25 protein-coding genes are annotated in these 24,536 nt (G+C 70.6%); 8 read left to right on the top strand and 17 right to left on the bottom strand.

Annotated elements, in window-relative coordinates; translation table 11 throughout:
- Nucleotides 1-54 precede the first annotated feature (54 nt).
- From HDC34_RS11300 to HDC34_RS11260, 9 genes are all read right to left on the bottom strand, one after another.
- Complete coding sequence (locus tag HDC34_RS11300) at nucleotides 55-915, bottom strand: ABC transporter ATP-binding protein (RefSeq protein WP_104311716.1); 861 nt, start codon at nucleotides 913-915, stop codon at nucleotides 55-57.
- Nucleotides 912-1,970 carry an iron chelate uptake ABC transporter family permease subunit gene (locus HDC34_RS11295; RefSeq protein WP_257023271.1) on the bottom strand — a complete coding sequence of 353 codons (1,059 nt, stop codon included), beginning with the start codon at nucleotides 1,968-1,970 and terminating at the stop codon, nucleotides 912-914. Before HDC34_RS11295 ends, HDC34_RS11300 begins: the two co-directional genes overlap by 4 nt.
- Nucleotides 1,971-2,020: 50 nt before the next feature.
- On the bottom strand, nucleotides 2,021-3,067 hold the full coding sequence (locus HDC34_RS11290; RefSeq protein ID WP_104311717.1) for an iron ABC transporter permease: 1,047 nt from the start codon (nucleotides 3,065-3,067) through the stop codon (nucleotides 2,021-2,023).
- Nucleotides 3,064-4,101, bottom strand: a complete 1,038-nt coding sequence (locus HDC34_RS11285) for an iron-siderophore ABC transporter substrate-binding protein (protein ID WP_104311718.1) — start codon at nucleotides 4,099-4,101, stop codon at nucleotides 3,064-3,066. Before HDC34_RS11285 ends, HDC34_RS11290 begins: the two co-directional genes overlap by 4 nt.
- Before the next feature lie 266 nt (nucleotides 4,102-4,367).
- Complete coding sequence (locus tag HDC34_RS11280) at nucleotides 4,368-5,168, bottom strand: AraC family transcriptional regulator (RefSeq protein WP_308807315.1); 801 nt, start codon at nucleotides 5,166-5,168, stop codon at nucleotides 4,368-4,370.
- A gap of 67 nt (nucleotides 5,169-5,235) precedes the next feature.
- Nucleotides 5,236-6,063 carry an NAD-dependent epimerase/dehydratase family protein gene (locus HDC34_RS11275; protein WP_104312548.1) on the bottom strand — a complete coding sequence of 276 codons (828 nt, stop codon included), beginning with the start codon at nucleotides 6,061-6,063 and terminating at the stop codon, nucleotides 5,236-5,238.
- A 116-nt stretch (nucleotides 6,064-6,179) separates the two neighbouring features.
- Nucleotides 6,180-6,566 carry a DUF4342 domain-containing protein gene (locus tag HDC34_RS11270; RefSeq protein WP_179556907.1) on the bottom strand — a complete coding sequence of 129 codons (387 nt, stop codon included), beginning with the start codon at nucleotides 6,564-6,566 and terminating at the stop codon, nucleotides 6,180-6,182.
- Between the two features lie 54 nt (nucleotides 6,567-6,620).
- The gene (locus HDC34_RS11265) at nucleotides 6,621-7,040 is read right to left on the bottom strand and encodes a VOC family protein (RefSeq protein ID WP_179556906.1); all 420 of its coding nucleotides are present in this window, start codon (nucleotides 7,038-7,040) and stop codon (nucleotides 6,621-6,623) included.
- Between the two features lie 123 nt (nucleotides 7,041-7,163).
- Nucleotides 7,164-8,525, bottom strand: coding sequence for a deoxyribodipyrimidine photo-lyase (locus tag HDC34_RS11260; protein WP_179556905.1), 1,362 nt, complete (start codon nucleotides 8,523-8,525; stop codon nucleotides 7,164-7,166).
- A 130-nt stretch (nucleotides 8,526-8,655) separates the two neighbouring features.
- On the opposite strand from HDC34_RS11260, the gene HDC34_RS11255 reads away from it, so the two are divergent.
- Both HDC34_RS11255 and HDC34_RS11250 read left to right on the top strand, forming a co-directional pair.
- The gene (locus HDC34_RS11255) at nucleotides 8,656-9,405 is read left to right on the top strand and encodes an ABC transporter ATP-binding protein (RefSeq protein WP_104252958.1); all 750 of its coding nucleotides are present in this window, start codon (nucleotides 8,656-8,658) and stop codon (nucleotides 9,403-9,405) included.
- Nucleotides 9,402-10,865 (top strand): FtsX-like permease family protein, encoded by a 1,464-nt coding sequence (locus HDC34_RS11250; RefSeq protein WP_257023106.1) that lies wholly within the window; start codon nucleotides 9,402-9,404, stop codon nucleotides 10,863-10,865. The genes HDC34_RS11255 and HDC34_RS11250 overlap by 4 nt, the downstream gene beginning before the upstream one ends.
- A gap of 204 nt (nucleotides 10,866-11,069) precedes the next feature.
- Here HDC34_RS11250 and HDC34_RS11245 read toward each other — a convergent pair whose 3' ends face one another.
- Nucleotides 11,070-11,999 (bottom strand): aldo/keto reductase family oxidoreductase, encoded by a 930-nt coding sequence (locus tag HDC34_RS11245; RefSeq protein WP_179556904.1) that lies wholly within the window; start codon nucleotides 11,997-11,999, stop codon nucleotides 11,070-11,072.
- Nucleotides 12,000-12,194: 195 nt separating this feature from the next.
- Between HDC34_RS11245 and HDC34_RS11240 the strand changes: the two genes are divergently transcribed.
- The 3 genes from HDC34_RS11240 to HDC34_RS11230 are packed head-to-tail and all read left to right on the top strand — an operon-like array spanning nucleotide 12,195 to nucleotide 13,623.
- The gene (locus HDC34_RS11240) at nucleotides 12,195-12,686 is read left to right on the top strand and encodes a DUF4395 domain-containing protein (RefSeq protein ID WP_179556903.1); all 492 of its coding nucleotides are present in this window, start codon (nucleotides 12,195-12,197) and stop codon (nucleotides 12,684-12,686) included.
- A gap of 11 nt (nucleotides 12,687-12,697) precedes the next feature.
- Entirely contained in the window at nucleotides 12,698-13,129 is a 432-nt protein-coding gene (locus tag HDC34_RS11235; protein ID WP_179556902.1) for a thioredoxin family protein, read from the top strand.
- 53 nt (nucleotides 13,130-13,182) lie between these two features.
- Entirely contained in the window at nucleotides 13,183-13,623 is a 441-nt protein-coding gene (locus HDC34_RS11230) for a thioredoxin family protein (RefSeq protein ID WP_179556901.1), read from the top strand.
- A gap of 60 nt (nucleotides 13,624-13,683) precedes the next feature.
- Here the strand turns inward: HDC34_RS11230 and HDC34_RS11225 are convergent, their stop codons facing one another.
- Nucleotides 13,684-14,481 carry a GAP family protein gene (locus HDC34_RS11225; protein WP_179556900.1) on the bottom strand — a complete coding sequence of 266 codons (798 nt, stop codon included), beginning with the start codon at nucleotides 14,479-14,481 and terminating at the stop codon, nucleotides 13,684-13,686.
- Nucleotides 14,482-14,598: 117 nt separating this feature from the next.
- On the opposite strand from HDC34_RS11225, the gene HDC34_RS11220 reads away from it, so the two are divergent.
- Both HDC34_RS11220 and HDC34_RS11215 read left to right on the top strand, forming a co-directional pair.
- Nucleotides 14,599-15,804: a sensor histidine kinase gene (locus tag HDC34_RS11220; protein WP_179556899.1), complete on the top strand. Its 1,206-nt coding sequence runs from the start codon at nucleotides 14,599-14,601 to the stop codon at nucleotides 15,802-15,804.
- Between the two features lie 23 nt (nucleotides 15,805-15,827).
- Nucleotides 15,828-16,535: a response regulator transcription factor gene (locus HDC34_RS11215; protein ID WP_308807314.1), complete on the top strand. Its 708-nt coding sequence runs from the start codon at nucleotides 15,828-15,830 to the stop codon at nucleotides 16,533-16,535.
- Nucleotides 16,536-16,557: 22 nt separating this feature from the next.
- On the opposite strand, the gene HDC34_RS11210 is transcribed toward HDC34_RS11215, so the two are convergent.
- Nucleotides 16,558-17,124, bottom strand: a complete 567-nt coding sequence (locus tag HDC34_RS11210; RefSeq protein ID WP_104311728.1) for a dihydrofolate reductase family protein — start codon at nucleotides 17,122-17,124, stop codon at nucleotides 16,558-16,560.
- Between the two features lie 172 nt (nucleotides 17,125-17,296).
- Between HDC34_RS11210 and HDC34_RS11205 the strand changes: the two genes are divergently transcribed.
- Complete coding sequence (locus HDC34_RS11205) at nucleotides 17,297-18,292, top strand: Gfo/Idh/MocA family protein (protein ID WP_179556898.1); 996 nt, start codon at nucleotides 17,297-17,299, stop codon at nucleotides 18,290-18,292.
- Nucleotides 18,293-18,343: 51 nt separating this feature from the next.
- On the opposite strand, the gene HDC34_RS11200 is transcribed toward HDC34_RS11205, so the two are convergent.
- The 5 genes from HDC34_RS11200 to HDC34_RS11180 all read right to left on the bottom strand — a co-directional run bounded on the left by HDC34_RS11200 (nucleotide 18,344) and on the right by HDC34_RS11180 (nucleotide 24,381).
- Entirely contained in the window at nucleotides 18,344-18,724 is a 381-nt protein-coding gene (locus tag HDC34_RS11200) for a VOC family protein (protein ID WP_104311730.1), read from the bottom strand.
- A gap of 79 nt (nucleotides 18,725-18,803) precedes the next feature.
- Nucleotides 18,804-20,591 carry a biotin carboxylase N-terminal domain-containing protein gene (locus HDC34_RS11195; RefSeq protein ID WP_218854959.1) on the bottom strand — a complete coding sequence of 596 codons (1,788 nt, stop codon included), beginning with the start codon at nucleotides 20,589-20,591 and terminating at the stop codon, nucleotides 18,804-18,806.
- Complete coding sequence (locus HDC34_RS11190; RefSeq protein WP_179556897.1) at nucleotides 20,588-22,237, bottom strand: 5-oxoprolinase/urea amidolyase family protein; 1,650 nt, start codon at nucleotides 22,235-22,237, stop codon at nucleotides 20,588-20,590. The genes HDC34_RS11195 and HDC34_RS11190 overlap by 4 nt, the downstream gene beginning before the upstream one ends.
- 9 nt (nucleotides 22,238-22,246) lie before the next feature.
- The gene (locus HDC34_RS11185; RefSeq protein ID WP_179556896.1) at nucleotides 22,247-23,059 is read right to left on the bottom strand and encodes a LamB/YcsF family protein; all 813 of its coding nucleotides are present in this window, start codon (nucleotides 23,057-23,059) and stop codon (nucleotides 22,247-22,249) included.
- A 29-nt stretch (nucleotides 23,060-23,088) separates the two neighbouring features.
- A complete protein-coding gene (locus HDC34_RS11180) occupies nucleotides 23,089-24,381 on the bottom strand; it encodes an NRAMP family divalent metal transporter (protein ID WP_179556895.1) in 1,293 nt (430 codons plus the stop codon).
- Between the last annotated feature and the right edge of the window lie 155 nt (nucleotides 24,382-24,536).

Below are 24,536 nucleotides of genomic sequence, written 5' to 3'. Positions count from 1 at the left end.
GCGCCGCCTCCTGTCCTTCGTCCGGCAGGCGGGCCCGGTGTCGGCGCGCGTGCATCACACGGTTGTGCGAGCACCAATTGTCGCGGATGAACCTTCGGAGTGCGTGACGGATGCGCCCGGCGCGTGGTGTCGTCCGATCGGCACCATGAGGGGCCGGCCGGAGACGGGGTCCTCGACGACGAGGCTCTCGAGGCCGAACACGGCGCGAACGGTGTCGACCGTGAGGACGTCACCGGGCCGACCGGCCGCGTGGAGTCCGCCGTCGGCGAGCGCGATGAGGTGGTCGGCGTAGCGTGCGGCCAGGTTGAGGTCGTGCAGCACCATGACGATGGTGGTGCCCCGCGAGCGGTTCAGATCGGTGAGCAGGTCGAGCACCTCGACCTGGTGGCTGACGTCGAGGAAGGTCGTCGGCTCGTCGAGCAGCAGGAGGTCGGTCTGCTGGGCGAGCGCCATCGCGATCCACACACGCTGGCGCTGCCCGCCGGAGAGCTCGTCGACGTGCCGGTCGGCGAGTGCCGTCGTCTCGGTCGCCTCGAGGGCAGCGGCGACGGCGAGGTCGTCGTCGTGGCTCCACCTGGAGAGGAGGTTCTGGTGCGGGTGGCGGCCGCGGCCCACGAGGTCGGCGACCGTGATGCCCTCCGGGGCGATCGGCGACTGCGGCAGGAGCCCGAGCATCCGTGCCAGCTGCTTCGCCGGCGTCTTGTGCACTTCCTTGCCGTCGAGGAGCACGTGCCCGTCTCGCGGCGAGAGGAGCCGCGACATGGAGCGCAGCAGGGTCGACTTGCCGCACGCGTTCGCGCCGACGATGGCCGTGACCTTGCCTGGCGGCACGAGGAGGTCGAGCTCATCGATGACGACTCGGTCGCCGTAGCCGAGGCTCAGCTTCTCGACGAGGAGGGTGTGGTCTGCGGTCATAGTGAGCCTCCCGCGCGGTTCGTGCGGATGATCAGGTAGATGAGGAACGGTGCGCCGAGCACGCCGGTCACGACGCCGACGGGGTAGCGGGTGCCGAGGAGGAACTGGCCGACGAGGTCCGCGACGAGCACCAGCAGCGCGCCGACGAGCCCCGCGGGGATGAGGAGCGAACCGCCCCCGCCGAAGAGGCGCGCGGCGATGGGGCCGGCCAGGAAGGCGACGAACGCGATGGGGCCGGCAGCGGCCGTCGCGAACGACAGCACGCCGACCGCGGTGACGATGACGACGAGCCTCGTGCGGTTGACGCGCACCCCGAGGGCGGCCGCCGTATCGTCGCCGAGCTGCGTCGCGGCGAGGCTGCGGCTCTGCGCGAGGAGGATGGGCACGAGCACGACGACCGCTATGGCCACCGGCGTGATGGCGTTCCAGGATGCGCCGTTCAGGCTGCCGTTGAGCCAGCGCAGCGCCTCCTGCAGATCCCACTGCGCCGCCTGCGAGAGCACGTAGTTGGTGATGCTGTCGAGCATGGCCGCGATGCCGATGCCGATGAGGATGAGCCTCGTGCCGGTGACGCCGCCCTTGAACGACAGCACGTAGATGAGGATCGCGACGCCGAGCCCGACGAAGATCGCGAAGAACGACACCTCGCTCGCGCCGAGCGACAGGGTGATGATGCCGAACGCGGCCGCAGCGCTCGCGCCGGAGGAGATGCCGATGATGTCGGGGCTCGCGAGCGGGTTGCGCAGCATGGTCTGGAAGGTGACGCCGGCGAGCCCGAACGAGAGGCCGGCGAGGATCGCGAGCACGGCGCGGGGGAGCCGGAGGCGCCCGATCGTGAAGGTCGCGCCCTGCACGTCCTGGCCCAGGATGACGGCGACGACCTGGTCGATGCCGTAGAACGTCTGCCCGTACATGAGCGAGAACACGAAGACGGCTGCGATGAGCGTGACCAGCACGAGCATGAGCAGGCGGCGGCGCGCCGCGCGTCGGCCGCGGCTGGCGGCGACGGCGCGGGCTGTCGCCTCGATCGCCGAATTCGGCGAGGACGGTGCCAGGGACTTCGGGGACGAGGCGGGAGAACGCTGCCCGGATGCACGCGTTGCGGTCACAGGGCACGCACCTTCGAGCGACGGACGATCCAGATGAAGATGGGGGCTCCGATGATGGCCGTGATGATGCCGACGTCGATCTCGGAGGGGCGCGTGAGGATCCGCCCGAGCACGTCGGCCCCCGTCAGCAGCGACGCGCCGACGACGGCGGAGAACGGCAGCACCCAGCGGTGGTCGACGCCGAACATGAGGCGGCAGGCGTGCGGCACGACGAGGCCGACGAACGCGATGGGTCCCGTGACGGCGGTGGCGGCACCGCAGAGGATGACGGCGCCGAGGGCCGCGGCGCCTCGAGTGAGCGCGACCTTCTCGCCGAGGCCCGCCGCGAGGTCGTCGCCGAGCGCGAGCGAGTTGAGCCCCTTCGCGGAGAGGAGGCTGATGAGGAACCCGACGACGAGGAAGGGGAGCACCTGCGAGATGCTGTCCCAGGTTCCGCCGCCGACGCCGCCGATCTGCCACGACCTGGCGCTCTGGCTGATGTCGCCGCGGGGCAGGATGATGGCCGTCACGAATGAGGCGAGCGCCGCGGAGGTCGCCGCGCCCGCGAGTGCGAGCTTGAGCGGTGTCGCGCCGCCTCTGCCGAGGGAGCCGACCACGTAGACGAAGACGGCCGCGATGGCGGCGCCCGTGATGGCGACCCAGATGAAGCTGGACGCGGAGGTCAGGCCGAAGTAGGCGATGCCGGTGACGACGGCGAGGGATGCTCCCATGTTGACGCCGAGGATGCCCGGGTCGGCGAGCGGGTTGCGCGTCACGCCCTGCATGACAGCGCCGGACACACCGAGTGCGGCGCCCACCGCGACGGCGAGGAAGGTACGCGGGATGCGTTTCGCGACCGCGGCCTCGTCGAAGCCGTCGGTCGAACCGCCGAGCGCGGCCACCGCATCCGCCCAGCTGACGTCGCGCGAGCCGATCATGACGGAGACGACGACAAGCGCCCCCAACGAGGCCAGCGCGAGGACGAACCACAGCGCCCGCAACCGCCGGGGGCGTCGCACGGTGGCGACACCCCCGGCGGCTGCGGGAGGAGCGGTGAGGGTCACTGGACCTTGTCGGCTGCCTGCGAGAGGAGTGCGACGTAGTCGTCGAGGATCCAGGAGATGGAGAGCGGCGTGGGGTTCGCGGCCGTACCGAGGGGCTCGGTGCCCGGCAGGTTGACGATCGAGCCGTTCGCGACGGCGGGGATCTGCGAGAGGACCGGGTCGCCCTGGAGGGTCTGGACGAGCTCCTCGCCGCCGTAGGTGACGATGATCTCGACGTCGGCGAGCGTGTCGGTCTGCTCGGCACTGATGGTCTGCGAGAACTGGTCGGTGCTCGCGGAGGCATCGACGAGGCTCTGCGGGAAGGTCATGCCGAGGTCCTCGAAGAAGGCGCTGCGCGTGTCGTGCGTCGTGTAGAAGCTGACCTGGCTGAGGTCGGTCTCGTCCACATGCGTGAGGAACATCGTCTTCTTGCCCTGGATGGACGGGTACTTCGCGGCCGTGGCCTCGATCTCGCCCTCGAGCTCGGTGATGAGCGCGTCACCCTCGGCCTGAAGGCCCATGCCCTGGCTGTTGAGGCGGATCATGTCGCGCCACGAGGTCGCCCAGGCCGTCTCCGGGTAGGCGACGACCGGTGCGATCTCGGAGAGCGTGTCGTAGTCCTCCTGCGTGAGGCCCGAGTAGGCGGCGAGGATGACGTCGGGGTTCGTGTCGGCGACGGCCTCGAAGTCGACGCCGTCGGTCTCGTCGAAGAGCACGGGCGTCTCGCCGCCGAGCTCGTCGAGCTTCTCGCTCACCCAGGGGAGGATGCCGTCGCCGTTGTCGTCGCCGAAGTCCGCGCGGGCCATGCCGACGGGGACGACGCCGAGCGCGAGGGGGACTTCCTGGTTCGCCCAGTTGACGGTCGCGATACGCTCCGGCTTCTCGGTGATCTCGGTCGTGCCGAGCGCGTGCTCGATGGTGATCGGCGTGAAGTCGCCGCTCGCCGAACCGGGCTCCGCGCCGGTGTCGGCGGCAGGGGAGGTCGAGCAGGCGGCGAGGCCTGCGGTGAGCAACGCGGTCGCGGCGAGCGCGACGAGCTTGGAGGCGCGGGGCATGGTGTCCTTTCGGGGGTGGACCTGAGGAGCTTCCCGCACAGTGATCGCCGCCGCAGTACGGCAGCGACGGCGGACGGGTCGTCGAAGTCGATGGCAGCCTCGACCCGAGAGCGGGTCCGGTTAGGCGTGCCTTACCAAAGCTAGGCGACGCGGGTCTGCTTTGCAATCGAGCCAAAACGACACGAATCTTCGCGAAACAGACACGATCCGGTGAGGCTGCCGCATGGAGGTGCGGGTGACTACCGTGCGCGTTTCGGCGCGCGACGTCACCGCACGCGGAACTGACCGGGGCTCGTCCCGGTCACCCGTCTGAACGCCGTCCCGAAGGAACTCGCCGAGCGGAACCCCACCGTCATCGCCACCTCGTCGATGCTGTCGCCGTCCGCGAGCAACACGATCGCGCGTTGGATTCGGAACGCGGCCACCCAGCGACTGAAGCCGAGACCCGTCTCGGCTCGGAACTGACGGGTAATGGTGCGCGAGCTCACCCCGAGCCGCGCCGACCACGCTTCGAGCGTGCCGGCATCCCGCACATCCGCACGGACCGCCTCGACGATGGGAGCCAAGAGCTCGGAGTCGGGGATGCGCAGGAGCAGCTCGTGCGGGGATGGGGTGAGCACGTCGAGCACCATCGCCTCGGTCGTCGCCCGCGAACTGCCCTCGAGGCTCGGCTCGGCCAGTCGGTCGAGGAGGAGGCGCAGCAGGTCGGTCACGTCGACGGCGACCGGGCCGTCTGCGATGGGGGCGGTGCTCTGCACGCTGAACATGGCGGTCCGGTACCAGGTGCCGGCTGGCGTCCAAGCCGTGTGGCGGACGCCAGCCGGGATCCAGAGGCCCAAAGTCGGCGTGATAGTCCAGGTGCGGGAGCCGACCGTCAGTGAGGAGGCGCCCCGCGTGTTCCAGATGAGCTCGTGCGTCGGATGCGAATGCTCTTCCCAGAACGTGTTCCGACTGATGGCCTCGTCCATGCCGTCGATGACGTACGGCACGTCGATGGAGCCCGCCTCGAAGACGGGAAGACTGCGCCGGTCGACGTCGGGCACATCCACTGGCTTCAGGGGGAACACGGGGCAAGCCTACGGAGTCGACCTGCGGGTGCTGGTGCGGGCGCGTGTCCGGCCGTTCCTGGCGAGGTCAGGCACGCTCCGTCTTCAGCCAGTCGCCGTGCGATGGCGCCCAGTCGTAGGCCGCCTTCGCGTACGCGCCAGTCGCGGCCTGGTCCTGCAGGAGCGCATCGGCGAAGGGTGCGCCCAGGCGCTCGCGGCTCGCATCCGGAGCCTCCTCCAGCACCTGGGTGCCAGGGCCAGCCGACTCGGCGATCTCCCGGACTGTGGGGTTCTCCCCGCTCGCACCGATGACGTAGCCGACGGCGGCGCCCTTCTCGAGGACGCGCACGTAGAGCTCAGCCAGATCGTCGACGTGCACCAGCGTCCACCGCTGGCCGCCGTCGCCGACCAGAGCTGTCGGAGCCGACCCGTTCCCGGCGAGGAGCTGCGTGACACCACCTTGCCCCCCGTAGACGACCGCGGGCGCGACGATGGCCGTGTTGACGTTGCTGTTGATGACCTGTCGGTCGAGAGGCACGCGCCACGACACGATCTCGGGCGGCTCAGGCTCGGACTCCTCAGTGATGGCCGGGTTGTTCCCGAACAGCCAGATGCCGCTCGTGTGCACGAACTGGGTGGGGGAGTGCACGAGCTCGTTGAGCACGATGGGCACGAAGACCGGGTCGACGTCTGGCGCCGACGCCGTGTGGATGACGCCCTCCGCCTGGCGGAGCAGCGGCGCCAGGGCGACGCGGTCGGTGAGGTCGACGACGACGGCCCGCGCGCCCGCCTCCCGCACGGCTGCCGCCTTCTCCTCGGTGCGCACCGCGGCGGTCACGGTGTGACCATTCGCGAGGAGCGCCCGAAGCACTGCAGAGCCGATATAACCGGTCGCCCCGGTGAGGAACACCTTCATGTGGTCGCCTTCCGTCGTGTCGAAGTGGACTGCGGGGTGCAACGACCCGGATGCCGTCGGCATTCCGGGTCGTCGCAGAGCCCGCGGTCGTGGTCTGTTCCCGAGGGCCCAGTGGGCTAGGACGTCGTCGGGCCCAGGTCGGGGTCGGTTGCCTGCGCCGTCGGTGCGGGCGCGACGGAGTCGGTCTTGGGGACACCATCGGCGCCCACGGGGCTCTCGTCCGCGTCAGACCCGGATCCGGGTTCACGTCGGTCGACGCCCACCGTCACCTGCGTCACGAGCGCCGCGATGGCCCCGACGGCGACCAGGACGGGGGCCAGCGCGGCCGCCACGACGGTGACCGCGAGGCCCGCGGTCAGCGGGATCTCGAGGAGGGTGGTGCCGTCGTCGTTCTTGATGAACACGCGACGCACGTTGCCCTCGTGGATGAGCTCCTTGACCTTGCCGAGCAGGTTCTCGCCGGAGACCTTGAACTCCTCGTAGCCGTTCTTCTTCTCAGTCATGTTCTGCGTCCTTCTTTCGGTTGTGGTGGGACTGCTGGGTTGCGTGGAGGCCGGTCAGCTGGGCGCTCCAGCGCCCTGCTCTTCCTGCCATTCGGCCATCTTCGAGTAGTCGGGCAGCTCCTGGATCGACCAGGTGTTGCCGTCCGGGTCCGCGAAGTACACGAAGCGCCCCCAGGGCTGGTCGTCGATGGGGCTGACCTCGACGCCGCGGCGCGTGAGATCGGCGTGCGCTTCCTCGATGGAGGTGACCACGCATTGGAGGGCGCGCAGCGAACCGGCCTGCATGTCGCTGATGCCGTTGCCGAAGGCGATGGAGCAGGCGGAGCCGGGAGGTGTGACCTGCACGAAGCGGATCTCGTCGCTCACCACCTGGTCGTGGTCGACCGGCCAGCCGAGCGTGTCGCCGTAGAAGGCTCGCGAGCGGTCGACGTCGGCGACCGGGAGGCCGACGAGTTCGATGCGGTACTCAACCATGGTGTTCCCCTTTTCGTGCATGAGTCCTGCGGCGCTCGAGTCCCCTGCGACTCGAACGTGCGGGCAATGTAGCACCGGCCACCGACAGTTCGGACAGTCACGGCTCTTGCAGCGGGATGCAGGTCACCGAACCTCCCGCCAAGCCGCGAGCGCAGCCTCGCGACCTTCCTTCAGGCCCACGATCGGTGCCGGATACTCGTCGGTTCCCGCCTCAGGCACCCAGCGCTGCACATAGGCCCCGTGCGGGTCGAATCGCTCGGCCTGGCGCTCCGGGTTGAAGACACGGAAGTACGGGGCGGCATCCACTCCGGAACCCGCGACCCACTGCCAGTTGAACGGGTTCGAAGCCTGGTCGGCGTCGACGAGCGTGTCCCAGAACCACTCCTCGCCGCGCCGCCAGTCGGTCAGCAGGTGCTTGGTGAGGAAAGAGGCGGTGACCATGCGGATGCGGTTGTGCATGCTGCCGGTGCGCCACAGCTCCCGCATGCCCGCATCCACGATGGGGATCCCGGTGGTGCCCCGCTGCCACGCCTCGAGCGCGTCGCGGTCGAGTTCCGGCCACGGGAAGTCTTCGTAGGACGCGCGCCAGGGGCGCGTGTGGAGTTCGGGGAAGCTGTAGAGCGTGTGCCAGGCGAACTCGCGCCAGAGGAGCTCGCGACGGAAGGTCGCGGCGCCTTCTCCGGTGCGCCCATCGAGGGCGTGCCAGGCCTGCGCGGAGGAGATCTCACCCCAGCGGAGGTGCGGGCTGAGCCGGCTCGTGCCCACGAGGTCCGGTCGGTCGCGGTCCGCTTTGTAGTCGGTGACGACCCCGTCGAGGAACTCCTCGAGCCGGTCGTGGGCGCCCCGCTCTCCGGGCGTCCACTCCTCCCGAAGTCCCTCGGCCCAGTCTGGCCTCGTCGGCAGCAGCTGCCAGGAGTCGAGCGCGTCGGAGTCGAGCGAGGTCGCCTTCGAGCCGCGGGGGAGCGCGTCCGGTGCCGGCAGGGGCAACCGCGGGGGCTCATTGTCGAAGCGGCTCTGGCAGGCGTTGGCGAAGGGCGTGTACACGCGGTACGCCTCACCCTGCCCGGTCTGGATCTGCCACGGCTCCGTGAGGAGCGAGCCGGGGAGGCTGTGGGCCTCGGCACCGCCATCGATGAGGCCCTGCTTGATGCGTGCGTCGATGTCGCGCTCGGCCCCGCCATAGCGGCGGTTCCAGACGACGAGCCCCGCGCCAGCCTCTTCGGCGACGCTCGGCACGATCTCCTCCGCGCGCCCGCGCCGCAGCACCAGCGAGCCGCCGATCTCGTCCAGGCTCGCGCGCAGGGCATCGAGGCTGTGGTGCAACCACCACTTCGCTGCCCCTCCGAGCGCACGCACGCCGGGGGACTCCTCATCCAGCACGAACAGCGCGATGACGGGCCCGCCGCGTTCGAGCGCGACGTGCAGCGCCGGGTGGTCGTGGAGGCGCAGGTCGTCACGGAACCAGACGAGCGTAGGGGAGGCCATGCGCCAAGGCTATTGCTCGAACCTCGGCCGGAGGCTGGACGCGAGGCGCGGCAGTGTCATCCCAGAGGACCATGCGCGGGCGACCAGGGGCGGACGCGGCCGAGCGGGGCGCATCCGTAGCGTCGTGGACATGAACACCACATCCTCCCTTGTCGCGAGCGTCGTCGACGTTCGAAAGATCTACGGCACCCACGGCAGCGTCGCGGCCCTCGATGGCGTCAGCCTCGGCATCCGAAGCGGCGAGTTCACGGCGATCATGGGCCCGAGCGGCTCCGGCAAGTCGACGCTCATGCATGTCATGGCGGGGCTCGACGGCGCCACCTCCGGCCGCGTGTTTCTCGGCGACACCGAGATCACGGGCATGAACGACGCCGAGCTGACCGTGCTCCGACGCCGAGCGGTCGGCTTCATCTTCCAGGCCTTCAACCTCGTGCCCACGCTGGATGTGCGAGGCAACATCATGCTGCCGTTCGACCTCGACGGCCGGTCCGTCTCCCGCGACGAGGAGCAGTGGATCACGCACCTCATCCAGACCCTCGGCCTGGCGCAGCGACTCGCGCACCGCCCCTACGAGCTGTCCGGTGGGCAGCAGCAGCGCGTCGCCATCGCGCGAGCCCTCGCGACACGGCCCAAGCTGATCTTCGCCGACGAGCCGACGGGAAACCTCGACTCCAAGACGGGGCGAGAGGTGCTCTCGCTGCTCTCCACGGCGAGCAGTCAGTACGGCCAGTCGATCGCGATGGTGACGCACGACCCGATCGCCGCCAGCCACGCCGATCGTGTCGTGTTCCTCGCCGACGGCAAGGTCGTCGCCGACCGGCCCCGCACAAGCGCCGCCGAGATCTCCAACCTCATGCTCTCCATGGAGACCGCAGCATGAGCGCCGCCGGAACCGCGACCGCTGCGAGCAGTGCGGGGACCAGGAGCGCCGGCAAGCCGCGCCGCGCCCCGGAGTCGCAGCAGAACAGCGGCGGCGCGGCCGTCGTGCTGGTCTCTGCCCTCTCGGCCGCCTTCGGCACGGTGCTCATCATGATCGTCGCCGACCTCGCCGCCTACTTCGACGCGATGGGTCTCAGCGAGATCGGTCAGCTCGCGACGGTGCTCGGCACCGTCGCGGCCCTGTTCTTCACGATCGCCCTCTTCGTGGGCGCCGTCGTCACCTCCAACTCGGTCGCGACCGTCATCGCCGGGCGCACGAAGGAGATCGCGCTGCTGCGCCTCATCGGCGCCTCGGGGAAGTCGCTCCGAGCCCGCACCGTCCGCGAGGGACTCGTGCAGGGAGCATCCGGCGCGCTCGCGGGAGCCGTCCTCGGCGTCGGGCTGACCGCCCTCGGTGCGCAGCTCGCGATCATGAACGGGGCACTCGAGCCGTTCGCGTTCCCCATCGTGCATCCCGCGGTGCTCGCCCCCGTCATCGCCGTGACCGCCGCGACGATCACCGCGTCCTGGGTCGGTTCGCGCCGGGTCCTCTCGGTGTCCCCGATCGCGGCGACCTCGTCCACGGCCGAGCCGACCATGCAGGAGCTGCGCGCAGGGCGCGGGCGCAGCATCACGGCCGTCATCCTCATCGCACTGGGCGTCGCCATGCTCGTCGGCGGTGTCTACCTGGGCCTCTCCAGCCCGACCGGTGTGCTCGTGAGCGTCGTCGGCGGCATGCTGTCGTTCGTCGGTGTCGTCATCGGATCGCCCGTCATCCTCCCGCCCCTCATGAGCCTCGCCGGGAGGGCCCTCGGGCGCGGCCCCGTGACGCGGCTCGCGGCTGCCAACGCCGTGCGCAACCCGGCACGCAGCAGCCGGGCGGTGATCGGCCTCGTCATCGGCATCACGCTCGTCACGATGTTCGCCGTCGCCACGGAGACGTTCCGCACCATCACTCTCGAGTTCGGACAGATGGAGCCTGAGATGTACGCCGCGTTCGAGCAGGTCATCGACGTCACGACGGCCATCATGAGCGTGCTCCTGGGCTTCTCGGTGCTGCTCGCCGCGGTCGGCATGGTCAACACGCTGTCGCTGAGCGTCATGCAGCGCAGGCGCGAGCTCGGCCTGCTGCGGGCCCTCGGGTTCACGGCGGGGCAGGTGCGGCGGATGATCGTGACCGAGGCCGTCGCCATGATCGCGTCGTCGGCGCTGTTCGGCCTGCTGCTCGGCGTCTTCTACGGGTGGGTGGGCGCGCAGGCCACCTTCGGGTCCATGGTGGGACGCCTCATGATGCCGAGCATCCCGTGGGTGACGGTCGCGGCGGTGCTGCTCGTGACGCTGCTCATCACGGTCGCGGCGTCGCTGCTGCCGGCTCGCCGCGCGACGCGCGTCTCCCCGGTCGCGGCCCTCGCCGTCGACTGACGGCCTGCGCACCGGCCTACGCTCGCGGTCCGCGCTCCGGTCTACGCTCGCGGTCCGCGCTCCGGTCCCGCGCGCACCTCGCTCCCGCATCTCAGAGTTGTGGCCCGTTGCTGTTCCCGAACTCGGGAACAGCAACGGGCCACAACTCTGCGAGGCGTCAGCGGCGCCAGGTGGCCAGCGGCGGCCTCGCGCCGGCAGCGCGGGCTACGGCAGCGTGTGGCCGGCCGCCGTGAAGATGCTGTAGTACTCCTCGCGCGTGAGATGCACGTCCGAGCCAGCCGCCGACTCTGCGACGCGCGACGGGGTCGTCGTGCCGAGCACCACCTGGATGTTCGCGGGGTGGCGGGTGATCCAGGCCGTCGCGATGCCCGTCGGCGTGACCCCATACTTCTCGGCGAGCGCATCCAGGACGTCGTTGAGATCGGCGAAGTTCTCGCGGTCGCCGATGAAGACGCCGTCGAAGAACGCCTTCTGGAATGGCGACCAGGCCTGCAGCGTGATGCCGTTCAGACGCGCGTAGTCGAGCATGCCGTTGTCTCGGTCGATGGACTGGTCGAGGCCCACCATGTTGGCGGCGATGCCCGACGCGATGATCGGGGCGTGCGTGACGCTCAGCTGCACCTGGTTGATGATGAGCGGCTGCGCGACGACCGACTTCAGCAGGTCGACCTGGCCCGGCGTGTGGTTGGAGACGCCGAAGTGGCGGACCTTGCCGCGGTTGTGGAGCTCGCTGAAGGCCGTGGCGACCTCGTCTGGCTCGACGAGCGTGTCGGGGCGGTGGAGGAGGAGCACGTCGAGGTACTCCGTGCCGAGGGCCTCGAGCGACTCGTCGACGGTGCGCATGATGTGCTCGGCCGAGAAGTCGAAGTAGCCCTCGCGGATGCCGACCTTCGACTGGATGAGCACGTTCTCGCGCTCGACGGGGGAGAAGCGGATGGCCTCGCCGAAGCGGCGCTCGCAGGCGTGGCGTTCCCCGCCGTAGATGTCGGCGTGGTCGATGACGTTGACGCCGGCGTCGAGGGCCGTGCCGACCAGGGTGCGCAGCTGCTCGTCGTCGAGGTCCATGATGCGCATCTGGCCGAGCACGATGCTGGATGCACGCACGTCGGTCTGCGGGAGTGTGAAGGTCTTCATGCTGGCATCATCTCAACTCCGTTGCCGAGGAACCTGGCTGCATCGAGGACTTCGGGCGTCGCGGAGCGTCACAGTCGTTCCCCCGCTCGCCGCACACGCCTAGCCTTTCGGCACGGCATCCGCCGTCGAGAGGAGCGCACCCTTCCGGGGCGTTCCAGGAGCATCCTCCAGAAGCCACCCCCACGACGGAGCATCATGTCGGCACAGACTCGAATCGACCCCCGGGGGCCGCGCTTCGGCGCGGCCATCTCGGCGCTGCTCCTTCTCGTGACGGTGTATCTCGGCCTCGTGGCACCGGCCGGGGCCTCGTTCCCCGACCGGGTCGTGCAGCCAGGGTTTCTCCTCCTGGTCGCGCTGTCGGCGCTGTTCGCGTGGGGCTCGTTCGCGGGCATCCAGCGCCACCCGTACGGCCGCTTCTTCGCCCGCTTCATCCGGCCGCGTCTCGCCCCTCCGGCCGAGACTGAGGACGCGGCCCCGCCGACGTTCGCGCAGGGGGTCGGCTTCGCGGTCACGCTGGGCGGCGTCATCCTGCACCTCCTCGGGGTGCCGCTCGCCGTGCCGGTCGCCGCGGGGGCCGCGTTCATCGCGGCGTTCCTGAACGCCGTCTTCGGCTACTGCCTCGGCTGCCAGCTGTACGTGCTGCTCTTGCGCGGCGGGATCATCCGCCGCCGGGCTGCGCAGGGCTGAGCCGCACCAGCATGGACGCCACCACCGCTGCGCTGCTCGTCGGTGCGCTCGTCGTGATCGCCACCGTGGTCGGAGTGGCGATGCAGCGCACGAGCGGGCGCCTGAAGCGCGCAGCCCAGCAGCTCGACGGTGCCCCGGACCTGGACCTGCTCGCCGACGGGCCGCCGCAGGGGGAGCGCGCAACGCTCATCCTCTTCTCCACCGCGTTCTGCGCCAGATGCCCCGCGACCAAGCGGATGCTCGAGGACCTCGCGGCCCAGACGCCCGGCGTGGTCGTCGCCGAAGTCGACCTCACCGATCGTCAGGACCTCGCGCGCAGCTACGACGTGAGGCAGACGCCCACGGTTCTGGTGCTCGACGACGCGGGCACGCGGGTCGCTCGCATCGGCGGGCCGCCGAGGCGAGCCGAGCTGCAGGCGCAGCTCCAGCAGCTGAGCGCCTGATCCCGGCGCCACAGACCTCACCGTTCGACCCCCGGATATGCGAGGCTGTCCGCGTGGACGCATCAGTGGTGTTGCTCGTGATCATGGCACTCGTGCTCATCGTGGCCGTGGTCGGCTGGGTCGCGAGGCGCGGTGTGAGCCGTTTCGACGGCGAGGGGGAGCCGGAGCCCGAGCAGTCGGAGATCGACCTCGAACTGCTGCCAGAGGGCGTGCTGCCGGGTCGCCGCGCGACCATCGTGCTCTTCACCGCCCCGGACAGTCCCGAATGCGCCGTGACGAGGTGGATGCTGCAGGACGTCGCCGCCACCTCGGCGGGGGTCGTGCTCGCCGAGGTGGACACGAGCATCCGCCCGGAGCTCGTGCTGCCGTACGACATCGTCGTCACTCCCACGGTGCTGCTGCTCGACGCCCACGGCAACCGCGCCGGCCGCTTCGACGGGGCGCCGCTGCGCGAGTCGGTGGAGGCGCAGCTCATCGAGCTCAGCGTGCGCTGACCGGGCGGCTGCCTCCGCTGTCCCAGAGCTTCGCGGGCCTCGCGTGACGCTCGACGCCGATCAGGAGTTGAAGGGCCAGAGCTCGAAGCCCGCGGAATGCGAGAGCGCGTCGCGGAGCAGCAGGAAGCCGACGATGCCGATGATCCAGGCCGTGTTCTCGGCGGCGTTCCGGCTCAGCCAGTCCGAGAGACGACGGAGGCGGGGTTCGACGGTGCGGCGCGCTGCGACCCGTCCGAGCAGGAGCAGCAGCGCCGGGACGATCATGACGATGCAGTACGCGGCGAGCAGCGGAGCCGATCCGGCGACGCCGAGTCCCGAGTTCGTGAGCAGGCCCACGGCCGCGAGATAGGGGATCATCGTCGCGAGCTCGATCAGACCCGCCGCGAGGGCGAGCACGATGACGGTCGCCGGGGAGCCACCGCCGAGCGCCCGCTCGCGCCAGCGGCCAAGGCGCCCGGGAGCGGCCGGCGCCGGTTCGGACTGCGGGTTCCGGCGTGCGGGAGGAGCGCCGCTCCCGGCCGGGGCGACCTCAGCGGGCGAGAGCTGCGGCTCCTTCTTCTTCGTCGGCATGAGGATGGCGAGGGCGAGCAGGCCTGCGCCGAGGAACAGCTGCACGGCGTACGCCGTGGGCGTCTCGAGCACCGCGGCGGCACTGTCCAGCAGCACGGACGCGCCGGCCGTGAGGGCGAGACCGACGAGGAAGTAGAAGCCGGCGATCGTGCCCAGGTAGGTGAGCATGCGCCCGAGGCGGATGCGGCCGGGCGCGAGCAGGAAGAAGATCGGGATGAGCAGCGTGCCTGCACTCAGGCTGTCGACGAGCGCGAGTCCGAGGAGCGAGAGCAGCAGTTCTGTGGTCATGGGGCAAGCCTCAGGCGCGTGAGCGCGGGCCCGCGTCCGCCAAAGGGCGTCGACACGGCCGCCGGGCTACATCCTTCGGCGGACACCCTCCTTGCGTCTGTGTGCTGGGATGGTCGCATGACGGAACCCGGTGGGACGCTCGCGGCAGCGAAGACGCGCATCCGGCACCTCGACGAGGACACGACGTCGACCGTCGTCGTCGTGACGATCGCCGTCGTGCTGGCGCTCTTCGACTCCGCTGAGCAGCTCGGTCCGACGCTCGTGGCGATCGCGATCGGCGCGGCAGCGCTCACGCAGAAGCGAAGGTTCCCGGTGGCCGTGCTCACCGTCTGCGTCGCACTGGCGGCGCTGACGCTCGTCGTCGGCGGCGCGCTCGGCGTGATCGTGCTGGTCCTCGACGCGCTGTATGTCGTGGGGAGGTTCGCTTCGAGGGGTGCGCTCCGGGTCGTGGAGTGGGTCGTCGTCGCGGCCGTGCTGGCAGCGTTCGTCGCGCCCCTGCTGCTCGGGGCCACACTCCGGGAAGCGGTCTTCTTCTGCCTGCAGGCCCTCGCCATCTTCTGCACCCCGCTGTGGTGGGCGGGCTCGGTTCGCCAGAGCGCGGAGCTGGCTCGTGTGCAGGAGGCGCGCGCCGATGACGCCGAGCGTCTGCTCGTGCTGGAACGCGAAGAAGCGGTGCGCGCTGAACGAGAGCGCATGGCTCGCGACCTCCACGACGTCGTCGCCGCGAACCTCTCGGCGATCGCGATCACCTCCGAGGCGGCGCTCGCGGGGCCCGCGATCGCTCCCCGGGAGGCCGGCGCCCTCCAGGCCATCCGCGCCTCCGCCCTCGAGGGACTCGACGAGATGCGGTCGATGATCCTCATCCTGCGTCACGGTGAGAGCGACAGCCAGGAGCTGGCCGCACCGCCGCGGCTCGCTCAGGTGGCGCAGATCGTCGCAGACACGCGCGCGGTCGACGTGACGGTCGTCGGCGAGGTGCCGAGCGCATCCGCCGCCTCCGAGCAAGCGCTCGCGCGGGTCGTGGCGGAGGCTCTCGCGAACAGCGAGCGCCATTCTCCCGGGGCCGACGTCGAGGTGCGCTTCGAGGAGGACACCGAGTCGATCTCCGTGCTCGTCACGTCCGTGGGCGGCACGCTCGTCGACGGCGCCCCGGGCACCGGGAACGGGCTCGGGCTGATCCGCGAGCGAGCCGAGCGTCTCGGCGGGCGCCTCGAGGCGGGGCCCATCGCGGGCGGTGGAGGGTGGCGCGTCAGCGCGCGAGTGCCACGGAACGTGGGAGGCGCGGAGCGCGGGGCCGGTCGCCGAACCGAGAGGGCATCGTGAACGGAGCCGATCAAGCAGGCGAGGTGGACCAGGCCCACCTGGGCGGCGAAGCAACCGGGGCGGTCGGTGCTGCCCGGCCACGAGTGCGCGTGCTCATCGCCGACGATCACGCTGCGATCAGGGCGGGGCTGCGGCTCCTGCTGGAGGCACACGACATCGAGGTCGTGGGTGAGGCCGCTGACGGTGCGGCGGCGATCGGCAACGCGCGGGCGCTTCGACCGGACGTCGTGCTCATGGACGTTCGCATGCCCGGCACCGACGGCATCGCGGCCACACGGGCGATCATCGCCGAGTCTCTCTCGCAGGTGCTCGTGCTGACGACGTTCGACCTCGACGAGTACGTCTTCGGCGCGGTTCGCGCGGGTGCGGCCGGGTTCCTGCTCAAGTCGACGACCGGGCCCGCGCTGCAGGCGGCGGTGCAGGCAGTGGCGAGGGGAGACGGCGCGCTCTCGCCTGAGGTGACGCGGCGCCTCCTCGACCGCTTCGCCGAGACACGAGAGGAAGCGCCCACGGCAACGCCGGCGGTGCCCGGCATCGAGCAGCTCACGGCACGGGAGCGGGAGGTGCTCACCGCCCTCGGCGAGGGGCTCTCGAACGTGGGCATCGGCCAGCGGATGCACATCAGCGGGTCGACCGCGAAGACACACGTCTCCCGGGTGCTCGCCAAGCTCGGGGTCACCTCGCGCATGGAGGCCGCGGTGCTCGCGAGGCGTGCGGGACTCGCGGACTGATGCGTCCCCGCATCCGCCTGCCCTAGCGGATGACGTCGAAGACCTGCTTCTGGATGCCGTTCGAATAGACCTCGTGCTCGACGAGCTTGAGGTGCTGGGTGGCCTTGTCGGTCTCGCTGAAGAGCCGCTTGCCTGCACCGAGGAGCAGCGGGAAGACGAGCAGGTTGTAGCGGTCAACGAGTCCGGCGTCGGCGAGCGCCTGGCCGAGCTCGGCGCTTCCGTGCACGATGATCGGGTCGCCGTCGCCGTCCTTGAGGGCGGCGACGTCGTCGATGGAGCGCAGGACGGTGGCGGGCCACCGCGGGTCGTCGGTCTCGAGCGTCGTCGAGACGACGTAGCGCGGCATGGTGTTGTACTTCGGGAACTCCTCCGTCATGCCGGGCCAGACCGGCGCGAATGCCTCGTAGCTCGTGCGGCCGAGGAGAAGCGCTCCGGCTTCGAGCTGCTCGGTGCCCTTGATCGTGTAGGCGGCCGGATCGAAGTCGATGTCCTGCCAGGTCCACCCCGAGTTGCGGTAGCCCTCTTCACCTCCGGGGGCCTCCATGACCCCGTCGGCGGAGACGAAGGCGGTGACGATGAGCTGGCGCATGGGGTTCTCCTGACGGCGTACGGTTGATTCGCTCCTCGCGAACCGTAGGAAATGCTAGATCACTTGCGGCTAGGTCGGGGGCCAGCAAGAGAGCGTGACGCACGACTCTCGCGGCTGGCATCGCGGCTCGAGCTGTGGCGGATTCGTTGGTCGCGTCGCTAGAGTTTTTCCCGTGACGACACAACGCGTTCGATGGGGAGTTCTCGGGGCAGGCAACATCGCGAAGACCTTCGTGTCCGACCTGCTGGCCCAGGGGCTCGAGGTCGCGGCTGTCGGATCGCGGGATGCGGCGAAGGCGGCCGAGTTCGCCGCCGAGTTCTCCATCCCCGCCTCTCACGGCAGCTACGAGGACCTCGTCGCCGACCCGCACGTGGATGTGGTTTACATCGCGACGCCGCAGACGCTCCACGCGGAGCAGGCGCTGCTCGCGATCGGAGCCGGCAAGCCCGTGCTCGTCGAGAAGTCGTTCACCAGCACGGCCGCCGAGGCGGAGCACGTCGTCGCGGCCGCCCGTGCCAAGGGTGTCTTCGCGATGGAGGCCATGTGGACCCGCTTCCTGCCGACGGCGGACGCGATCGGCGACGTGCTGGAGCGCGGGGCGATCGGCGAGCTCGTGAGCTTCACGAGCTCGCACTTCCAGAACCTCGACGTGTCTCCGACGAGCCGGCACGGCGACCCCTCGCTCGGCGGCGGGGTGATGGCCGATCTCGGCGTGTACGGCATCTCGATGGCCTCACAGCTGCTCGGGCCCGCCACGACGATCCTCGTCGACGGCGAGGCGTCCGAGCTCGGCGTCGACCTCTCCGCTTCCGTGCTGATGCGGCACGGCGCAGGCCGTAGCTCGGCGACGCTCACGCGCATGGATGCGCCGGGCTCGAACCGTGCAGCCATCGTCGGGTCCGACGGGTGGATTGACATCGATGCCGTCTTCTACGCGTCGACCTCGTTCACGGTCTACGACGGCGGCGGGCCGCAGCGTGAGCTGCTGCGCTTCGACCGACCGCAGCACGTTGGTCGCGGCATGCAGTTCCAGGCGCTCGAGGTCGAGCGCTGCCTGCACGCCGGAGAACTTGAGAGCCCGCGCATGCCGCTCGACGAGTCGGTCGCCATCATGGCGGTGCTCGACGAGGTGCGAGCCAGCATCGCCGCGCAGGCGGCAGCGCCGTAGCGAGCTCGCGCGGGCTGGACCAAGACCCGCCGGAAGCTCGACCGGAGCGCGCTAGGAGCTCGACCAGACGCCGAGCTCGTTGCCCGCCGGGTCGGTGAAGTGGAAGCGCCGGCCGCCCGGGAACTCGTACGGTCCGCTGACGATCTCCCCACCCGCCGAGCGCACCTGGGCGATGCTCGCCTCGAGGTCGTCGGAGTAGAGGAGCACCAGGGCACCTCCGGGAGTGACTTGCGGGTCGAGGCGGAAGCCGCCCACCTCGTCGGTCTCCTCGCCACCCGGTCGACGGATGCCCACGTAGTTGGGGCCGGGGCCGTAGTCGTTGAAGGTCCATCCGAAGGCGTCGCCGTAGAACTGCTTGGCGACGGCGAGGTCGGTGACGCCGAACTCGAGGTAGTCGATCGAATGGTGGGCGCGGGCAGCTGGTTCCGTCATGCGAACCAGTCTGCCCGCACCCACCGACAATCGGCTCCGGGTGGCACCTCGTCTGGCTCGGGGCGCGGCGGCTCGGAGCTCAGCTCGCCTGAGCGACCTCCGCCAGCACCTCACCGGCCGCGATTGGGCTGCCCGCCTCGGCCCGGTGGCGCAGGGTGCCGGCGGCCTTCACCTGTACGGGCGTCTCCATCTTCATGGCCTCGACCACGGCCACCGCGGTGCCCGCCTCGACCTCAGCACCGTCATCGACGAGCCACCGCAGGAGCGTGCCCGCCATGGGGGCCGCGACCGACGAGCCGGACCCGCTGCCAGCATCCGCTGCCCCTGCAGAAGACGCCGAACCTGCCGCGCCGGCGGGCGAAACCCCGGCAGCCGAGCCGCCCGCGGCGAAGAGCGTCGCGGGGAGCCGCATGGCGACGCGTCGCCCGTCGAGCTCGATCCAGGTCGACACGACGGACGGGTCCGTCGGCTGGACCGAGAGCGACTGCTCCGGGATGCGCTCGGCGAAGGTCGTCTCGATCCATTGCGTGTGCACGCCGAAGCCCGGCTCGCCGTCGGGGCCTTCGCCGCCGATGAAATCTGAGTCGTCGAGCACCGCGCGGTGGAAGGGCAGCACGGTCGGCACGCCCTCGACCTCGAACTCGGCGAGCGCGCGGCGTGCGCGGCGGAGCGCCTCCTCACGGGTGGCCCCCGTGACGATGAGCTTCGCGAGCATCGAGTCGAACTGCCCGGAGACCACGGAGCCGGTCTCGACGCCGGTGTCGATGCGCACGCCTGGACCCGACGGCGCGCGGAACAGCGAGATGGTGCCCGGCCCTGGCAGGAAGCCGCGCGCCGGGTCCTCGGCGTTGATGCGGAACTCGAACGCGTGCCCGCGGGGCTCGAACTCGGCCGCCTCGAGCGCGAGCCCGTCGGCGATGCGCAGCTGCTGCACCACGAGGTCGACGCCCGCGGTCTCCTCGGTCACGGGGTGCTCGACCTGCAGGCGCGTGTTGACCTCGAGGAAGGAGATGATGCCGTTCGCGTCGAGGAGGAACTCGACCGTGCCGGCGCTGCGGTAGCCGGCCTCGGCGCAGATGTCACGGGCTGAGGTGTGGATGCGCTCCCGCTGCTCGGGAGTCAGGAAGGGCGCGGGGGCCTCCTCGACGAGCTTCTGGTTGCGGCGCTGCAGCGAGCAGTCGCGCGTGCCGACGACCACCACGTTGCCGTGCTCGTCGGCGATCACCTGCGCTTCGATGTGGCGAGGCGACTCGAGGAACTGCTCGACGAAGCACTCGCCGCGACCGAACGCGGCGACGGCCTCGCGACCTGCTGCCGCGAAGAGCTCCTCGACCTCGTCGAGTCGGCGCGCGACGCGGAGGCCGCGGCCGCCACCGCCGAACGCAGCCTTGATCGCGATGGGGAGGCCGTGCTCCTCGGCGAAGGCGCTCGCCTCCGCGGGGGAGTCGACGGGGCCGCTCGTTCCGGCGACGAGGGGCGCACCGACGCGCTCGGCCAGGCGGCGGGCAGAGATCTTGTCACCGAGGAGCTCGATCGCCGCTGGCGGCGGCCCGATCCACACGAGGCCAGCGGATTCGACGGCCCGCGCGAAGTCGGCGTTCTCGGAGAGGAAGCCGTAGCCGGGGTGCACGGCGTCGGCGCCCGTCGCCTTGGCTGCGGCGAGGAGCTTGTCGGCGTCGAGGTAGGTCTCCTTCGAGGTCTCGCCCTCGAGCGGCACGGCCTCGTCGGCGAGGCGCACGTGCAGGGCGTCGGCGTCGGAGTCGGAGTAGACGGCGACGGAAGCGACCCCGTAGTCGGCGCAGGCGCGGGCGACGCGCCCTGCGATCTCACCGCGGTTCGCGATGAGGACCTTGCTGATGCGGGTCATCGGAGTTCTCCTGGGGTCTGGGTGAGTGGGGTCTGGGTGCGTGGCTGGTGGATGCGCGGTTCGACGATGCGGAATCGCACGGTGGCGCCGACGGGCAGCTGGCCAGCGAGGGGCAGGTCGTCGGTGATGACGGCGCCGAGCACGGGGTAGCCGCCCGTGAGGGGATGGTCGGCGAGGAAGAGCACGGGCTGCCCGCTGGGCGGCATCTGCAGGGCCCCGCTGACGCAGCCCTCGCTCGGCAGCTCTCCGCCCTTCGCGCGAGTGAGGGCGTCGCCCTCGAGGCGCACGCCGACGCGGTTCGACTGCGGCGTCACTTGCCACTTCTGGCTCGTGAAGCGGGTGATCTCCTCGGCGGAGAACCAGTCGTCGCGCGGTCCGAGCACGATGCGCAGCTCGACGCTGTCGCCGCCCGCGGCAGGCAGGTCCCGGTGCGCCGCGTCGGCGACGGAGATCGCCGGGGCGAGGGGCGCCGCGGGCTCGCGGACGCCGAGCACGTCACCGGCCTCGAGTGCGTCGGGGCCGAGCCCCGCGAGGAGATCGGTCGCGAGGCTCTCGAGCACGGGAGGTGCGTCGAATCCGCCGCGCACCGCGAGGTAGCTGCGGACGCCGAACGTGGGGGAGCCGAGCTGCAGCTCGTCGCCGTCGTCGAGGGCGAAGGCCGCGCCGAACGGCACGGTGCGAGGGAGGACGCCGTCCACGGTCAGCTCGACCTCGGCGCCGGCGACGGCCACCACCTGCGGGCCGTGTGCCCGGAGGCGCAGGCCGCCGTAGGCGACCTCCAGGGTGGGGCCGCCCGGGCTGTTGCCGACGAGGCGGTTCGCCTGCCGGTGGGCGGGCGCGTCCAGTGCCCCGGAGGCCGAGACGCCCATGCTGGCGTAGCCGTCGCGCCCGAGGTCCTGGAACAGCGTCTGCAGGCCGGGGGAGACCACCTCGAGGCCGGAGGCACGGTCATCGTCGCCCGCGGGGTGCGCGGGTTCGGCCTCTCGAGGCGCCTCGGAGCGTTCAGCGCTCACGGTCGCGCGCGTCCGCTCGGTCGCGGCGTCGACGCTGAACGTGACGATGTCGCCCGGCGCCATGAAGGCGGCAGGGTCGCGGTCGAGATCCCACATGGGGACCTCCGTGGTGCCGATGAGCTGCCAGCCGCCGGGGCTCTCGCGGGGGTAGACGCCGCTGTAGGTGCCGGCGAGGGCGACCGAGCCTGCGGGGATGCGGGTACGCGGGGTCGACCGGCGTGGCACGTCGAGCACGGGGTCGTCGCCCGTCAGGTAGGCGAAGCCGGGCGCGAAGCCCACGAACCCGACCGTGAAGGTCGCGTTCGTGTGGCGGCGCACGACTTCGTCGGCGGAGATGCCGAGGAGGTCGGCGACCTCCGCGAGGTCCTCACCGTCGTATCGCGTCGGGATCTCGAGACGCCGCGGTTCTCCCGCACGCACGCCGCTGAGGTCGGCCGCCCGGGCGGCGGCTTCGATCTCGTCGGCGGTGACCCGTGCAGGCCGGAACGGGACGAGCAGGGTGCGGGCACCCGGCACCATCTCGCCGACGCCGGGGATGCGCAGGGCGGTCATGGCGTCGAAGAGCGCGATCGTCTCGTCGAGGCTGTCGCACTCGATGAGGACCGCGTCGTCGCGGGCGGTGAGGACTCTCATGGGGTGGGCTCAGCTCCTCGCGGTCGCGGACGTGGTGGCCGCTGTCGCCGCCGCTGCTGGCGCGAAGGGGCGCAGCTCGACGCCGGCCTCGGTGAGCGCGTGCCGCACCTGCCTGGCCATGTCGGTGGCTCCGGGGCTGTCGCCGTGCACGCAGATCGAGTCGGCGCGCAGCTCGAGCGTGCTGCCATCGATGGCCTCGAGGAGGCCTTCCGTCGCGAGGCGCACCATGCGCTTCGCGACCTCGTCGACGTCGTGCAGCACGGCTCCCGGCTCCCGGCGGGAGACGAGGGTGCCCTGCGGGGTGTACGCGCGGTCGGCGAACGCCTCGATCGCGGTGGCCAGGCCCGCCTCGGTCGCGAGCCGCAGCACGGCCGAGCCAGGCAGGCCGAGGAGCACGAGGCTCGGGTCGACGAGGCGCACGGCCTCGACGACGTCGGCGGCCTGACGCTCGTCGTGCACGATCGTGTTGTAGAGGGCGCCGTGCGGCTTCACGTAGCTGACGCTGGTCCCCTCGGCGGCCGCGAGTGCCTGCAGCGCGCCGATCTGGTAGATCACGTCGGCGACGAGGTCGTCAGAGGCGACGTCGATGTTGCGGCGCCCGAAGCCGGCCAGGTCGCGGTAGCCGACGTGCGCGCCGATCGCGACCCCCGCATCCGCCGCCCCCTTGACGGTGGAGCGGATGGCGCGCGGGTCGCCGGCGTGGAAGCCGCAGGCGACGTTGGCGCTCGTGACGATGCCGAGCATCTCCTGGTCGTCGCCGAGGGTCCAGCGGCCGAAGCCCTCGCCGAGGTCGCTGTTGAGGTCGATGGCACGTGCGTTCATGTGGTCAGCCTTTCGCTCGGGGTCGCGGATCAGGTGTTGAGGAGGTCGAAGATCGGTCCGACCGCGTTGACCGCCATGTACCAGGTGATGACCGTCGCGAGCGTGCCGACGATGAGCAGCCACTTCGGGTACTTCGCGCCGCCCAGCTTCGACGGGCGGAACCAGCCGATGTACATGAACAGCGTCAGGCCGATCGGCAGGATGAGGCCGTTGAAGCCGCCGACGAAGACGAGCAGCGTTGCCGGCGGGGTGCCGATGGAGAGGTAGACGGCGAGAGAGAAGACGATGAAGCCGACGGTCCAGAAGTCCGCGGTGCGGCCCGCGATGCGCTTCGAGAAGACGGGCAGGAACGACACCGAGGTGTAGGCGGCGCCGATGATGCTCGTGAGGGCGGCAAGCCAGAAGATGGCGCCGAAGATGCGGAAGCCAGCCTCGCCGGCCGCTGCCTGGAAGGCGTCGGCCGCCGGGTTGAGGGTCGTGTCGAGCACGACGCCGCTCGCGACGACGCCGAGGATGGCGAGGAACAGCACGTAGCGCATGACGCCCGTGATGAGGATGCCGGTCACGGCCGCGCGGTTGACTTCCTTGATGTGCTCGGGGCCGGCGTTGCCGGAGTCGAGGAGCTTGTGCGCGCCCGAGTAGACGATGTAGCCGCCGACGGTGCCACCGACGATGGTCGTGATGGTGGCGAAGTTGATGGTGTCGGGGAGGATCGTCTGGCGCAGAGCGTCGCCGATGGGCGGCTGGGCAACGATCGCGACGATGACGGTCAGGAGGATCATGGCGACGCCCGCGACGATGACGACGCGGTCCATGACGATGCCTGCGCGCTTGATGAGGAAGATCGCGATGGCGATCGCGGCGCTGATGACGGCGCCGATCTTCACGTCGAGGCCGAGGAGCACGTTGAGGCCGAGCCCGGCACCGCCGATGTTCCCGATGTTGAAGACGAGGCCGCCGATGACGATGAGCACGGCGAGGACGTAACCGCTGCCCGGCAGAGCGTCGTTCGCGAGGGCGCTCGCGCGCTTCCCGGAGAGCGTGATCATGCGCCAGATGTTGAGCTGAACGGCGAGGTCGATGAGGACCGAGATGAGGATGCCGAAGGCGAACGCCGCGCCGAGCTGCTGGGTGAAGGTCGCCGTCTGCGTGATGAAGCCGGGGCCGATGGCCGAGGTGGCCATGAGGAAGAGGGCGCCGACCAGGGAGGTGCGGCGGGCTTTCGCGTACTGTTTGAGCTTCTCGGGGGTGCTCGCCTCGTCGGCGGCGGCGGAGCTGCCGGCGGGTGAGGCCGATGATGCGGGAGGAGGTGTAGAGGACATGACTCGTTCCAGTTCGGTAGGGGAGCAGCGAGTGATTGCGGCAACCCTACGGTTGTTCAACGCTGAGCAACAGATTGTTCAACGATAGACGCGTAAATGTCTTGTTACAAGATGTATCGGGGTTGTTTCCGGAATCCGATCGACGAGTTCGACGC

It is taken from the genome of Pseudoclavibacter sp. JAI123, from assembly GCF_013409665.1.
Lineage (GTDB): Bacteria > Actinomycetota > Actinomycetes > Actinomycetales > Microbacteriaceae > Pseudoclavibacter.
Note: the sequence above shows the minus strand (reverse complement) of the source record. Positions and strands in the feature narration are given on the sequence as shown.